The 14,203-nt window shown below is 59.8% G+C and carries 15 protein-coding genes; 14 read left to right on the top strand and 1 reads right to left on the bottom strand.

Going from position 1 to position 14,203, the window contains the following annotated elements; genetic code table 11:
• Positions 1 to 34: 34 nt before the first annotated feature.
• A complete protein-coding gene (locus tag DXC67_RS05875) occupies positions 35 to 385 on the bottom strand; it encodes a hypothetical protein (protein WP_233503181.1) in 351 nt (116 codons plus the stop codon).
• Positions 386 to 893: 508 nt separating this feature from the next.
• Here DXC67_RS05875 and alaS point away from each other — a divergent pair.
• The 14 genes from alaS (at position 894) to DXC67_RS05945 (ending at position 14,013) form a co-directional block, all read left to right on the top strand.
• On the top strand, positions 894 to 3,551 hold the full coding sequence (gene alaS, locus DXC67_RS05880) for an alanine--tRNA ligase (protein ID WP_117637702.1): 2,658 nt from the start codon (positions 894 to 896) through the stop codon (positions 3,549 to 3,551).
• 17 nt (positions 3,552 to 3,568) lie between these two features.
• Positions 3,569 to 3,997, top strand: a complete 429-nt coding sequence (ruvX, locus tag DXC67_RS05885) for a Holliday junction resolvase RuvX (RefSeq protein ID WP_089571740.1) — start codon at positions 3,569 to 3,571, stop codon at positions 3,995 to 3,997.
• On the top strand, positions 3,990 to 5,345 hold the full coding sequence (mltG, locus tag DXC67_RS05890) for an endolytic transglycosylase MltG (RefSeq protein ID WP_233503182.1): 1,356 nt from the start codon (positions 3,990 to 3,992) through the stop codon (positions 5,343 to 5,345). The genes ruvX and mltG overlap by 8 nt, the downstream gene beginning before the upstream one ends.
• Before the next feature lie 2 nt (positions 5,346 to 5,347).
• Positions 5,348 to 5,845 (top strand): YqeG family HAD IIIA-type phosphatase, encoded by a 498-nt coding sequence (locus DXC67_RS05895; protein WP_117637704.1) that lies wholly within the window; start codon positions 5,348 to 5,350, stop codon positions 5,843 to 5,845.
• Positions 5,846 to 5,853: 8 nt separating this feature from the next.
• Complete coding sequence (locus tag DXC67_RS05900; protein ID WP_099431675.1) at positions 5,854 to 6,387, top strand: shikimate kinase; 534 nt, start codon at positions 5,854 to 5,856, stop codon at positions 6,385 to 6,387.
• Positions 6,384 to 7,493: a hypothetical protein gene (locus DXC67_RS05905; protein WP_117637705.1), complete on the top strand. Its 1,110-nt coding sequence runs from the start codon at positions 6,384 to 6,386 to the stop codon at positions 7,491 to 7,493. The genes DXC67_RS05900 and DXC67_RS05905 overlap by 4 nt, the downstream gene beginning before the upstream one ends.
• Positions 7,494 to 7,625: 132 nt before the next feature.
• Complete coding sequence (locus DXC67_RS05910; RefSeq protein ID WP_117637706.1) at positions 7,626 to 8,756, top strand: Xaa-Pro peptidase family protein; 1,131 nt, start codon at positions 7,626 to 7,628, stop codon at positions 8,754 to 8,756.
• Positions 8,757 to 8,915: 159 nt separating this feature from the next.
• Positions 8,916 to 9,479, top strand: a complete 564-nt coding sequence (gene efp / locus DXC67_RS05915; protein ID WP_006233983.1) for an elongation factor P — start codon at positions 8,916 to 8,918, stop codon at positions 9,477 to 9,479.
• A gap of 24 nt (positions 9,480 to 9,503) precedes the next feature.
• Positions 9,504 to 9,866, top strand: coding sequence for an Asp23/Gls24 family envelope stress response protein (locus tag DXC67_RS05920; RefSeq protein WP_006233982.1), 363 nt, complete (start codon positions 9,504 to 9,506; stop codon positions 9,864 to 9,866).
• 3 nt (positions 9,867 to 9,869) lie between these two features.
• On the top strand, positions 9,870 to 10,457 hold the full coding sequence (gene nusB / locus DXC67_RS05925; protein ID WP_147327755.1) for a transcription antitermination factor NusB: 588 nt from the start codon (positions 9,870 to 9,872) through the stop codon (positions 10,455 to 10,457).
• A 2-nt stretch (positions 10,458 to 10,459) separates the two neighbouring features.
• Entirely contained in the window at positions 10,460 to 10,726 is a 267-nt protein-coding gene (locus tag DXC67_RS05930; RefSeq protein WP_117637707.1) for an exodeoxyribonuclease VII small subunit, read from the top strand.
• 8 nt (positions 10,727 to 10,734) lie between these two features.
• Complete coding sequence (locus DXC67_RS05935) at positions 10,735 to 11,538, top strand: TlyA family RNA methyltransferase (protein WP_117637739.1); 804 nt, start codon at positions 10,735 to 10,737, stop codon at positions 11,536 to 11,538.
• Positions 11,535 to 12,395, top strand: a complete 861-nt coding sequence (locus tag DXC67_RS05940) for an NAD(+)/NADH kinase (protein ID WP_117637708.1) — start codon at positions 11,535 to 11,537, stop codon at positions 12,393 to 12,395. Before DXC67_RS05935 ends, DXC67_RS05940 begins: the two co-directional genes overlap by 4 nt.
• A complete protein-coding gene (locus DXC67_RS05945) occupies positions 12,385 to 14,013 on the top strand; it encodes a DNA repair protein RecN (RefSeq protein WP_117637709.1) in 1,629 nt (542 codons plus the stop codon). Before DXC67_RS05940 ends, DXC67_RS05945 begins: the two co-directional genes overlap by 11 nt.
• Positions 14,014 to 14,203: the final 190 nt, after the last annotated feature.

A 14,203-nucleotide genomic window follows, 5' to 3' on the forward strand; every position in this document is an offset into this window, starting at 1 on the left:
GGGCCCGTTCAGGCTGTTGCGTTGAGATTGAAAATCAACCTTCTTTTTCCGTGTGAATATCAAAATCAATAAAGAAGGTATTGATTTGTCTTAAATTGTTTTCAGAATGTCCTTTAGTGTATGAACGGTTTTCGTCTGCATACGTACCATAACGATAAACGTTTGGTGTCCAATGCGTAAATGTATCTTGATTTTCGTGAATCGCTTCTTCGGAAGTCAGAACAACGCCACGTCCGCCAATCATGCTTTTTTTTGAGCGATACGCAAAAATAGCCCCTTTACTTTTACCTGGCTTGGTAGTGATTGAGCGAATTTTACTATTTTTAAATTTGTACTTTAACAAGCCGTCATGAAGCACAGTTTCTACAACAAAAGGGATATTCATTCAGCTGTTCTCCTTTCTTACGAAAATTAATTAGTTAGAAGCTACGATCAAAGTTGAATCACAACAAAAAAGGCAATCAACTAAGTTTTTCTTAATTGATTGCCTGGTATCTTCTTAAAGACTTGAAATCCCCTCAAAAACCCGATATAATGGGTTTACAGATATTTAAGTATCTGATTAATAAAGTAATTAAATACTTTACCAAATTTTGGGTCTCGACTTCTTTAATTGATTGGTGGTAATCAATTAAGGCTCGCAGTTAAAGTTTCTCAGGCTTTAACTGGTCGTGGCTCTTTTTTTGTATTCTTTATTCAGTTCGTTGTTTCGTTATATCTAGTATATCGCTTTTTTTTTAAACATTTTTTTCAAAGGATTGCTTAGTCCTAAATAACATGCACTTTCGCTGGAGGGTCGCTGTTTGGCGGCCCTCTTTTTTGCACAGGCGCAGTGGGATGGTAATATCGTTACGTTTGAACTGTTTCGATGTGAAACCGAGGAGATTCCCTCTATGAGTGCTGACTACCCGTCAATGACTACGGCCGAGATTCGCTCTAAGTTCCTCAACTTCTTTGAGGAGCGCGGTCTTAAGCTCTATCCTTCTTCGTCCCTCGTTCCCGACGATCCTTCGCTGCTGCTCGCCAATGCCGGCATGAACCAGTTTAAGGAGTACTACCAGGGCAAGAAGACCATGAAGGAGATCGGCGCAATCTCCTGTCAGAAGTGTGTTCGCACCAACGACATCGACTGCATCGGCGAGGACGGCCGTCATCTGTCCTTCTTTGAGATGCTCGGCGACTTCTCCTTTGGTGGCGTCTCCAAGCAGCAGGCCTGCACTTGGGCCTTTGAGCTCATCACCAAGGAGTTCAAGCTGCCGCTCGACCGCCTGTACTTCACCGTCTTTACCGAGGACGACGAGACCCATGACGTGTGGCGTTCCCTGGGCGTTGCCGAGGATCACATCTCGCGTCTGGGCGAGGACGACAACTTCTGGGCCGCTGGCCCCACCGGTCCCTGCGGTCCGTGCTCCGAGATCTACTTTGACATGGGCGAGGAGGTCGGTTGCGGCAGCCCCGACTGCAAGCCCGGCTGCGACTGCGATCGCTTCCTTGAGTTCTGGAACCTCGTGTTTACCCAGTACGACCGCCAGGAGGACGGCTCCATGCCGGAGCTGCCGCACCGCAACCTCGATACGGGCATGGGCCTGGAGCGCATGGCCGCTATCATGCAGCACAAGACCGCTAACTACGACGGCGATCTGATGCAGCACCTCATCAAGCTCGGTGAGGAGATCAGCGGCAAGACCTATGACGCCGACGATTACTCCGGCGCCAGCCGCTCCCTGCGCATCATCGCCGACCACTCCCGTGCCGTCGACTTTATGATCTCGGACGGCATCCTGCCTGGTAACGAGGGTCGCGAGTATGTCCTGCGCCGCCTGCTCCGCCGCGCCGTGTTCCACGGTCGCCTGCTGGGCATTGAGGGCGCCTTCCTGACCAAGTTTATCGACGAGGTCAATGCTCAGATGGGTGAGGCATATCCCGAGCTGCTCAAGAACGTCGCGCTCGTTAAGGGCATCGTCGCCTCCGAGGAGGAGCGTTTCTCAACGACGCTCGACAACGGCCGCGTTTACCTGGACGAGGCCCTGGCCGCGCTCACCGACGGCGCTGTCCTTCCGGGCGATGTTGCCTTTAAGCTTCATGACACCTTTGGTTTCCCCATTGACCTGACTGTCGAGATCGCCGGCACCGCCGGTCACGACGTCGATATGGACGGCTTCACCGCTTGCATGGAGGACCAGAAGGCCCGCGCCCGCGCCAACGCCAAGGGCGATGCCTGGGGCAGCTTCAACGACGTGTGGGTCGAGCTTTCCGACAAGGTTGCCGCGACCGAGTTCGACGGCTATGACAATGACGTCATCGAGGGCGCCAAGGTTGTCGCCATCGTGCGCAACGGCGAGTCCGTCGAGTCCGCCGCTGCGGGCGAGGACGTCGAGGTCGTGCTCGACCGCACCCCGTTCTACGCCGAGATGGGCGGCCAGCAGGGCGACGCCGGCGAGCTTTCCGCCGAGGGCGTTGCGCTGACCGTTTCCGATACCAAGAACCACAACGGCCTGTATGCCCACGTCGCCCACGTCGCCGGGGGCACGCTGACCGTCGGTGCTACCGTGACCGCCTCGCTCGACGCCGAGCGCCGTGGCTTCCTGCGTCGCAACCACACCGCTACCCACCTGCTCGACGCCGCGCTTAAGCAGGTCCTGGGCGAGCATGTCTCCCAGGCCGGCTCGCTGGTGACGCCCGAGCACCTGCGCTTTGACTTCACGCACTTCGAGGCTCTGTCTTCCGAGCAGCTCAAGGCTGTCGAGGACTTGGTCAACCAGCAGATCTTTGCTTCCAAGCCGGTCGTGACCCGCGTCATGGGCATCGACGAGGCCAAGTCCGCCGGTGCTGTTGCCCTGTTTGGCGAGAAGTACGGTGACGTTGTCCGCGTCGTCTCCGTGGGCGCCGAGGACCAGCCGTTCTCCCGCGAGCTCTGCGGTGGCACGCATGCCGCCAATACCGCCGAGATCGGTCTGTTCAAGATCATTTCCGAGTCCTCTACGGGCTCGAACGTCCGCCGTATCGAGGCCGTGACCTCCAAGGGCGCTCTCGATTACATGGCCGACCGCCTGGCGCTCGTTGACGCCGCTGCCGCTGCGCTCAAGTGCCGTGTCGACGAGGTTCCCGCCCGCGTGGAGAACCTGCAGGCCGAGCTGCGCGAGACTTCCAACAAGCTCAAGAAGGCTCTGACCGGTGGCTCCTCCGACGCCATTTCCAGCGCCATCGACGGCGCTGTCGAGCTGAATGGCTACAAGCTCGTCGTCGCTGAGCTCCAGGGTCTCGAGGCCGCAGACCTGCGCAACGTCTGGGATACCGTGCACCAGAAGGTTGCCGGCCCCGTCGCCTGCGTCGTCGCCAGCGTGACCGAGAAGGGCACCCCGGCCCTGCTCGCCGCCGGCTCCGATGACGCCGTGAAGGCCGGTTTCCATGCCGGCAACGTGATCAAGCAGATCGCGGGCCTGGTCGACGGTCGCGGTGGCGGTCGTCCCAATATGGCCCAGGCCGGTGGCAAGAACGCCGCCGGTATCGCCGATGCCCTCGCGGCCGCCAAGACCGCGCTCGGCGCTTAAGAACCTAAGTAGTCGCTGTGGTCGCGCTCGCACTGGACATAGGGGAGACCAGGATTGGCATTGCCGTCTCGAGCCGTGATGGCAAGATGGCGATGCCTGTCAAGGTGCTTCCGGCTGCCGAGGTCACTGGTATGGCAAAGACGTTTCGCTACCTGGTCGAGGACTATGAGCCCGATATCCTGGTAAGCGGACGTCCCTTGACCATGGCCGGTGAGCCTGGCCCCCAGGCCGAGCGCGTCGCCGCCGTGGCCCAAAAGATTGCCGACGAGCTCGAACTTCCGCTGGAGTTTGAGGATGAGCGTCTGTCCTCGCAGGAGGCCAAGCGAATCCTGCGAGAGCAGGGACTCAACGAAAAGCAGATGAGGGGCAAGATTGACATGATCGCCGCCAGCCTGTTCTTGCAGACATGGCTCGATCGTAAAAACGAGGAGGTTTCGCATGCCTAGCGCTTCCGATCCGCGCCAGCAGAATCGTACACGGCAGCCCGTGCCGCGCCCTGCTCAGCCTGGCCAGCGCCCGGGGCAGCCGATGCAGCGTTCGGCTCAGCCTACTCAGCGTGCTGCTCAACAGCCCGCAGCTCGTCCCGCGCAGCCTGCTGGCGGCGCTCGTTTTAAGCAGCAGACTCCTGCCCAGCGCACGCAGGGACAGGCCCCGCAATCACGCTCTCGCGCACATCATGCTCATGGCTCGCACGGCGTTGCTCCGGCCACGCGCTCGAGCTATAACACGCATGCCCGCCGTGGCGTCCAAAAGAAAAGCTCTCCGGTGCCCATGATTATCGGTGGCGTCATCGCCGTGCTTGCGCTTGTCGCGATCGTTTTCTTTGTCGTGCCAGCCGTCAAGGGCTTCTTTGCCGGCGAGGATGCGAAAGTCGCTGCTGGCCAGCAAGTTACTATTACGATTCCCGATGGCGCCTCGGGTGATACCATCGCTTCGATTCTCTCCGAGAACCATATCGTCGAAGACCCCAAGGATTATTACGCGGCGGTCAAAAAGCTCAATGCCGATATGTCGCTTAAGCCTGGCGCCTACTCGTTTACCACGCTCATGGACGCGACCAAGGTTGTTCAGCAGCTCATGGAAGGCCCCAATGCGGGCTCCGATGCACTGACTATCCCTGAGGGCCTGACGGTCGACCAGGTCGCCGATCGTGTGGCCGCGGCATACGACAGCATTTCTAAGGAAGATTTCCTTAACCAGGCCAAGGCGAGCAATTATGTGAATGATTACGCTTTTCTTAAAGACGCTGCAAACGATTCACTCGAGGGCTTCCTATTCCCCAAGACCTATTCGTTGGGTAAGGACCCGTCTGCCGATGATGTGATTCGCGCCATGCTTGACCAGTTCAACGCCGAGTATAAGTCGCTTGACTTTGCCAGCTGCGAGGCCAAGATCAAGGGGCGCTATGGCGTGGAGATGTCCGATTACGACATCGTTAACCTTGCCTCGATCGTCGAGCGTGAGGGCCTCAACGCCGATCAGCGCGCGCATGTGGCATCGGTTTTCTATAACCGTCTGGCTGGCAAGCTCGATGGCCTGCGTTACCTCAATAGCGATGCGACCATGATGTATGTCACCGGCGGCGAGGTTACCGCCGACGACCTGCAGAGCGATAGCCCGTATAACACCTATAAGCACGAGGGCCTGCCGCCCACGCCTATCTGCTCTCCGTCGCTCGAGGCGCTCAAGGCTACCCTTGAGCCGACCGACTCCGATGACCTGTATTTCTACATTACACAGGACGAGGAGTATTTCTCGAAGACCTACGAAGAGCACCAACAGTCTTGGAATTGATCATGAGGATTTTTAGCCCCAAACGATATGTTGCCTCAGTCGACCGCATCGACCTCGATACCCTCTGGGCCGACGGCAAGCGCGCCATTCTACTCGACCGCGATAACACCCTGGTTCCGCGCGATACCGAGCAGGTCCCCGCTGCGGTTTCCGCTTGGCTCGAGGCCGCCCATGCCAAGGGCTTTAAGCTGTGCATGGTGTCCAATAACTGGCATCGCGACCAGGTCATGGCATCGGCACGCGAGCTGGGGCTCGAGGCCATCAGCCACGCCATGAAGCCCGCCCCGTTTGCCCTGAAGGCGGGTCTTAAGCGTCTGGGCTCCACGGCCGACGAGGCCGTGCTGATCGGTGACCAGCTTTATACGGACGTGTGGAGCGGTAACTTTGCCGGCGTTGACACTATTCTGGTCAAGCCGCAGGCAACCCAGGACCTGTGGTACACGCAGATCTTCCGTATCTTTGAGCGCCGGGCCCTGCGCGACCTTCCCTGCGAGGAATAGGTTTCGCCATGTCTCAGCACATCAAACACGGCTGCGACCATATCTTCTTTATCGGATTTTTGGGCGCGGGCAAGTCGACGCTTGCGCGCAACGTGGGCACTATGTTCAAGCGTCGATTCATCGATACCGATCGTTTGGTTGTGCGTCGATGCGGCAAGTCGGTGACCGAGATATTTGAGACCGAGGGTGAGGATCGTTTTCGCGAGCTCGAGACCTCGGCACTCCGTTCGCTTCAAAGCGAGCGCAGCCTGCTGGTATCGTGCGGGGGTGGCATCGTCGAGACGCCGGTGAACATTGAGCTGATGCACGAGATGGGTACCTGTGTGTACCTCGAAGGTGACTTTGAGGACTCGTTGCGCCAGATTCGCCGCTCCGATACCCGGCCCGATTTCCGCTCGCCCGAGCACGCTGCGCGCCTGTTTGAGCATCGCCGTCCGCTGTATCGTCAGGCCGCCGATATTACCCTTGATATTCGCAACAAGTCCTTCGAGGACGTTTCCTACCTTTGTGCCGAGATGCTTTTGGAGCGTGGACTGCTATGATTCGCCGTCAACTTATCAATTTCCAAAACCGCAGTGTCGATGTCCGCGTCGGATTGGGCGCGTTCGAGGAGCTGCCGCGCATGTTTGCCTCGGCTGTGGGCAAGCCTAAGCGCGCGATGGTGGTTTGGAACGACGCTACATCCGAGCGTTTTGGCGAGGTTGTCGAGCATGCGCTGGTCGACGCCGGTTTTGTCGTGTCGATGCTCGTCCTCGAGGTTTCGCCTGCCGGTGCTACGCTGGCCGATGCCGATGCTATCTTTGGTGCCCTGTCTGCCAACGGCGTTACCTGCGACGATCTGGTTGTCGCCGTTGGCGATGCCGCAACCTGCTCGGTTGTTGGCTGGTGCGCCAACCAGTGGTGCGGCCGAACTGAGTGCGCGCTGTTGCCGACGACCTTCGACGCCATGCTCACGGTCGCGACGACCATGAAGCCGCTCGTCGCCTCGTCGGCCAATGCGCTTCCCGCCATCGCGTTCCGTCCCGAACCGGGCTTGGTCGTGTGTGACCTCGACCTTGTTCACGAAGCGGACCCCGAGGATCTCAAGCTCGGCTATGCGGTACTTGTTGGCACCATGCTTTCGAGCAGCAAGTCCCGCTGGAATCAGTTTACCGAGACCGTCCCCGAGATTCTCGCGGGCGAGGAGGTCGCGCTCGTCAATGCCGTTCAGTGGTCTCAGACTGCACGTAAGGACGTACTGATGGCCACGAACCCGAGCGCCCGCCATGCGCTCGATTTTGGCAAGACGGGGGAGCGTACCCTGCGCGCCTGCTTGGTCGATGCCGCGTCGCAGGTCCCTGCCTACCAGCTGTTGTCCGAGGGCATGCGCTTTGAGGCGCGCCTAGCACATGATGCCTGTGACTTCGATATCGATTTCGTCTTTGAGGTCGATGACTGCCTGGAGGACTTTGGTATCGAGGAGCTTGCCTTCGATCTGGAGCCTGCCTCATATATCGAGGAGTTCCGCAGGCAGCAGTTTGTCCGCTCGAACCGCAGCATGTTGCCGCTGCCCGCGGCGCTCGGCGCCATTCGTCTAACGAGCGTTGAGGACGAGGTTCTCGACCGCCATGCTCGCGCATACTTGGCTTCTCGCAAAGAACTTCTCTAGGATTTATTGACATACATCGTCTTTCGTATCATGTTGAGGGGCGGGTTTCCAATCGGTTGCGAATCGCGCGCGATTCCGTCGTTCGGTTGAGACCCGTCCCGCACTTTTTGAGACAACAAGAAAGGAATCTGCATGTCAGAGTTTGCTGCCGGTCCCGCCGGTCGTATCGAGCGTGTCCGTGCCCTGATGGTTGAGCGTGGCTACGACGCTATCGTGGTGCGCGACGAGGCCAACCTTCGTTGGCTTACGGGCGTCAAGGGCGTCTTCGATTACACCTTCGAGTTCCCGCATGCTGCGTTTATTACGGCCGACCAGTGCCTGTTCCATACCGACTCGCGCTATCTCAACAGCTTTGAGGAGAACACGCCCGCCGGCAGCCCCTGGGTTTACGACATGGACGAGGGCACCATTCCCGGTTGGGTCGCCGGCAAGATCGCGGCCAACAAGTGCCGCGTCTGCGCTGTCGAGGACGACATGCAGATCAATTTCTACCAGGGTATTCAGCGTGGCCTGGAGGACCGCTCCGTTGCCTGCATGCTGCCGCTGATGCATGACGACATCCGTAAGATGCGCGCCATCAAGGACGCCGAGGAGATCGAGCTCATGCGCCACGCGCAGTCGATCACCGACGCCGCCTTCCAGCATATGCTCGGCTATATTAAGCCCGGTATGACCGAGAAGCAGGTCCGCAACGAGCTCGAGAACTTTATGTTCGCTAACGGTGCCGATAGCCTGGCCTTCGGCTCCATCGTGGCGAGCGGCCCCAATACCGCCAACCCGCATGCCGTCCCGAGCGACCGCGTGATCGAGAAGGGCGACTTCGTCCTCATGGATTACGGCGCGGGCTACTGCGATTATCGTTCTGACATGACGCGCACCGTCGTGATGGGCGAGCCTACCCAGGAGCAGCTCGACCTGTACGCGCTCGTGCGCCGTACGCACGAGGAGTGCGTTGCCGCCATTCATCCGGGCGTCGAGGGCAACGACATTTTCAAGCTTTCCAAGAAGATCATTGGCGATGCCGGCTATGGTGATTACTACAACCATGGTCTGGGCCACGGCGTCGGTATCGACATCCACGAGCTGCCCAACTTTAACCGCAGCAAGAATATCATCGAGGTTGGCTCGGTTATCACCATGGAGCCCGGTGTCTACCTGCCCGGCGTGGGCGGCGTGCGCCTGGAGGACTACGGCGTGGTCACCGAGAACGGCTACGAGCCCTTCACCAAGACGCCGCATGACCTCCACGTCATCGATTGCTAGCTCATTTCGATAGATTTTTGAGGCGGGGCGTTCGGATAGATTCGGACGCCCCGCGTTCTCTTTTTATGCGCTCGCTGCAGGCGCCGTCTGCAAGTGTATAATTTTGTTCGTATGTAATTTGGACGCTTGTGCGTTCTGCCCATAACAAGAAAGGTCGCTATGCCTACCATTTCTACCGCCGACTTCAAGAACGGCCTCGGTCTCCGCATTAAGGACAAGGTCTACACCATCGTCGAGTTCCAGCATGTCAAGCCGGGCAAGGGCGGCGCGTTTGTGCGCTACAAGACCCGCGACATCAAGAGCGGCCGCGTCGTCGAGAACACCTGCAACGCCGGCACCAAGTTCGAGAGCGTCATGCTCACCACCCGTGAGTTCCAGTACCTCTACAACGATGGCACCGACTACATCTTCATGGACAACGAGTCCTATGAGCAGGTTCCCGTTCCCGAGGACATGGTGGGCGAGAACTCCAAGTGGCTGCGCGAGAACGACATCTGCCAGCTGCTCTTTGCCGACGATGAGCTCATGGGCGTGACCCCGCCGATGTTCATCGAGACCACCATCGTCCAGACCGACCCGGGCTTTAAGGGCGACACCGTCCAGGGTTCCACCAAGCCGGCCACGATCGACACCGGCGCTGTCATCCAGGTCCCCATGTACCTCAACGAGGGCGAGGTCATTAAGGTTGACACCCGCGACGGCAAGTTCGTCTCCCGCGTCTAGCAACCAACTCTTCTAGGAGGACTCATGCCCCAGGAAATCAAGATTGACGGCATCGGCATTTCGCCCGATGTTCTGACCGCCATCGTCTCGCGCGCCGTGTCGGATGTCGAGGGCATCGCCTCCGTTGGCGTCAAGGACCTTGCCACCAACCTTGTCTCCATGATGCTCTCGTCCAAGGCCCCGGCTTCCGAGCCGGCGGTCGAGGCCGAGGTTGTCGGCGACAAGCTCGCACTCACCGTGCGTGTCGTGGTGTTCTTTGGCTATCCGTTCAAGAAACTCGCCGAGGCCGTTCGCGCCGCCGTGGTCGCCGCCATCGATGCCCAGGTGGGCGTCGAGGTCGAGCGCGTTGACGTTTGCATCGACGGCCTCGTTTTCCCCAAGGAGTAACCTTTGAGCCTTAAGGTTTATCGCGGGCGCACGCTTGCCCGCAGTCAGGCGCTGCAGCTGCTGTTCCAGGCCGAGGCCACGGACAGCCCGCTCGAGCGCGTCCTCGAGGGCGATTTCCTGATCTCGAAGGGTCCCCTCGACCCCTATGCGCTGGAGCTTTGCCGTGGTGCCTACGAGCATATCGATCGCATCGACTGTGCCCTGCGCGCCGTCGCCAAGAACTGGGATCTTATGCGCATGCCCGGCGCCGACCGCAACCTGCTGCGTATCGCCGTCTACGAGATGCGCTTCCTCACCGACGAGGAGGTCTCGGACGCCATCGTCATCAACGAGGCCGTCGAGATTGCTAAGGCTTATGGTACCGACCAGTCCGCATCATTTGTCAACGGCGTGCTGGGCAAGATCGCTCGCAGCGAGGAGCTGCCGGGCGAGGACCTGTACCAAGAGCTGCTGGCCGAGGATCGCGCTCGCGAAGAGGCACAGGCTGCCGAGGCGGCCGCAAAGGTCGCTGCCGCTCAGGCTGCCGCCGGTGTACTTGCCGAGGATGCGGACGCTGCTGAGGCCGTCGAGGCCGACTCCGTCGAGGAGTAGCCATGCCAGAGGGTTCCGTCCGCAACTTCGATGAGATATCGGATCGCCTGGACCAGATCATCGCCACCGTTCGCTCCAAGGATACGTCCCTGGAGCGTTCGCTCGATTTGTTTGACGAGGCGATTGAGCTTGGCTCCCGTGCGGTCGATATGGTCGATAAGTTTGAGCTGACGCCGCGTGAGGCCGACAAGCTCGAGCAGGAATACGATGAGGATGCGGCAAGCGAGTCCCAAGATAGGCAGGCTGCATCCCCGGATACGAATGGTTGATGGCATTCATGAAACGCGTGCGTCTCGATGACGAACTGATTTCACAGGGCATCTGCGCCGATCGCGCGGATGCCCTTCGCACTCTTATGGCCGGCTTGGTCTCGAGTGGCGGCGAGCGCTTGACTTCGCCGGGCCTTAAGGTGACCCCGGGCCTGCCGCTGCACGTGAAGGGGCGCATTCCCTATGTTGGCCGCGGCGGGCTTAAGCTCGAAGGCGCGCTCGATGCGTTTGGCATCAATCCGACGGGCCTTGCCTGTCTGGATGTGGGCTGCTCTACCGGCGGCTTTACCGATTGCCTGCTCAAGCGCGGAGCTGCGACCGTTGTCTCGGTGGACGTGGGCCGTGCCCAGTTTGATTGGTCGCTGCGTCAGGACGATCGCGTGACGCTGCATGAGCGCACAAACGTGACGCAGCTGCCTGAGCTTGGCTATGCCGGCGCCATCGACCTGACTGTGTGTGATGTCTCGTTTACCAGCATCGCGAATATCATCGACGCCGTGCTGGCGTGCCTGAAGCCTTCGGGTTCGTTCTGCACGCTCGTAAAGCCCCAGTTTGAGGCGCCGGCTGCGCTGGTGGGCGAGGGCGGTATCGTGACCGACCCCGCCGTCCGCTGCGATACGCTCGTGGCGGCGATTGAGCTTTTTGCCGTCAAGGGCCTGTTCCCGCTTGACGTGTGTGTGTCGCCCATCCATGGCGCTAAGGGCAACGTTGAGTTTTTCTTGTACGGCACAAGGTTTGTCCCCGGGGAGCGCGCTGACGATGAGCTGCAATCCCAGGTATCGGCTTTGAGCGAGAAAGCTGCAACGCTATGAAGGTCTTTCTGGTTCCCAATTACTACAAGCAAGAGGCGGTCGAGAGCGGCCTGATGCTCGAGCTTTGGCTTTCGCGCCAGGGCTACGAGGTCGCATGGGCGGCCGACCAGCGCTCCAAGATCCAGAGTACGCCCGACGTGGATGGTGCCGATCTTGTCATCACGCTCGGCGGCGACGGCACGTTGCTTCGTGCAGCCCGTATCCTCAACTACCGCGAGATTCCTATTCTTGGTCTTTCCTATGGTCATTTGGGTTTTTTGACCGCAGCGAGTCCCGAGGAACGCGATATTTTGCAGGTTGTGAGCGATGCCCTGTCCGGTGAGCTCCATGTGAGCCGCCGCGCCACCATCGCCGCAGACATCGTTTCCGTGCGTGAGGACGGCACGAAGGACGTCGTGCGTTCGTTCGCCCTCAACGACATGGCGCTCACACGTGGGCCCTTGTCCGATATGGTCGAGTTCGACATCACCGTGTCGGGCCACCATATCGATCGCTTGCGCGGTGACGGTGTCGTCGTGTCGACGGCGACCGGCTCTACGGGCTATGCGCTTTCAGCCGGTGGTCCCATCGTAAGCCCCGATTACACGGGTATGGTTTGCGTGCCTATCGCGCCGCATACTATTCAGGCCCGTGCCTTTTTGACCTCGCCGAGCGATGTCGTCGAGATCTTTATGTCCGATGACCGCCCGAGTGTGCCGGCTATTGCCATCGACGGGCAGTTTATTACCTGCGATGGCACCGTCGAGAGCGTGGCCGTGCGCCGCGGTCCCGGCGATGTGCTGCTGCTCGACTATGGCCCTGAGAGCTTCTACAACTCGGTAAGCCGCGTGTTCTACGGAGTTCGCCATGATCGATGAGCTGCAGGTTTCCAACATCGCGCTCATTCGCGAGGCGACGTTGGTGCCGAGTGCCGGCTTGACTGTCCTGACCGGCGAGACCGGCGCCGGCAAGACTGCGCTGCTCTCGGCGCTTAAGCTCATTTTGGGCGAACGCGCGGATTCTTCGATCGTGCGCGAGGGCGAGGCGCTTGCGAGCGTCGAGGCGCGCCTGTTCGATGGCCCGCACGACGAGGAGGGCTTCACCGTGCAGCGCGGCCTTTCTGCCGAGGGCCGCAGCCGCGTCAAGATTGATGGTCGCATTGCCAGCGTGCGCGAGCTTTCCGAGCGCGTCGGCGTGATGATGGATCTGTGCGGCCAGCATGAACACCAGCGCCTGCTCGATCCGTCACATCATGTTGCCATGGTCGATGCCTGGGCTGGGCGCGCGGCGCTCGAGGCGCTGGAAAAGTACCGTGCCTGCTTTAAGGCGTCGCGTGCGGCTGCCAAGGAGGTCCGTCGCGTAGAGGAGGCGTCGCGTGCGCAGGGGAGTCGCGTCGAGGAGGCGCGCTTCGCTCTGGAGCGTATCGCCGAGGTCGACCCCAAGCCGGGTGAGTATGAGGAGCTCGAGGAGCTGCTGCCGCGCTCCGAGCATGCCGAGGTGCTGGTGGCGACGGCCAACGACGCCCATGCATCGATTACTTCCGAAGGGGGAGCGCTCGATGCCGTGAACGGCGCTGTGGCAGAACTGTCGCGCATGGCGACCGTCGATCGCAAACTGGGTGACATCGCCGACGCACTTTCGGACGCCTGCATCTCACTCGAGGATTGCGCCAATGAGCTGCGTGCTTATCGCGATGGTGTTGCATTCGATCCTCGCGAGCTCGCTCGCATGCGAGAGCGGTATTCCGACCTCAAGGGTCTGCTGCGGCAGTGGGGTCCCACCATGGACGATGTATTTGCCATGCGCGATCGCTCGCAAGAGCTGCTGTCCCTGGTCGATGATGGCGATGAACAGATCAAAAAGGCGCGTGAGGCACTCGGGAGCGCCGAGCGCGAGCTGTTCGCTGCCGCCAAGGCACTCAAGCGTGCGCGTAATACCGCTGCTCCGCGTTTTTGTCACGAGGTTGGCCGCCAAATGGCGCGCCTGGAGATGGGCGGCGCCGAGCTCGTTTGGGAGTCGCGTGATCTTCCACGCGCCGAGTGGACGCCGGCGGGTCCTTCAAGCTACGAGCTTTTGTATCGCAGCGGTGTCGGCTTGACGCCGCGTCCCCTGCGCCGCATTGCCTCGGGCGGCGAGCTCAGCCGCGTCATGCTGGCGAGCAAGGTGGTCTTGGGTAATGCTGACGGCGTCGACACACTGGTATTTGACGAGGTCGATGCCGGTGTCGGCGGCTCCACGGCTCGTGCTCTTGCTGGTGTGCTGGCCGATCTTGCCGCTACGCATCAAGTGATTGTCGTAACCCACTTGGCGCAAGTCGCCGTCATGGCCGACAAGCATTATGTTGTCAGCAAGGAGCCGGGCGATGTTCCCCAGACGCATTTGGACGAGGTAACCGGCGAAGCGCGTACCGCCGAGATTGCCCGCATGTTGAGCGGCGATCAGTCCGAGGCAAGCCTAGCGCACGCCAGGCAGATGCTGGAAGAAGCGCGTGCTTAGGCCGTGCCGCCACATGCATGTCCGACCTGTCCGCCACGAAACCGGCCCATCTACTACGTTTAATAGGCCATCGGGAACCATGTCAAGAATTGCAAAAAGAAAACCGCAGGTAGAGCGCCTGCGGTTTTCTCTATTTTCGGTATGTGGTTGGGCCATACGGATAAAACGTAGTAGATAGGCCGGTTTCGTG

It is taken from the genome of Collinsella sp. TF07-1, assembly GCF_003437235.1.
Classification (GTDB): Bacteria; Actinomycetota; Coriobacteriia; order Coriobacteriales; family Coriobacteriaceae; genus Collinsella.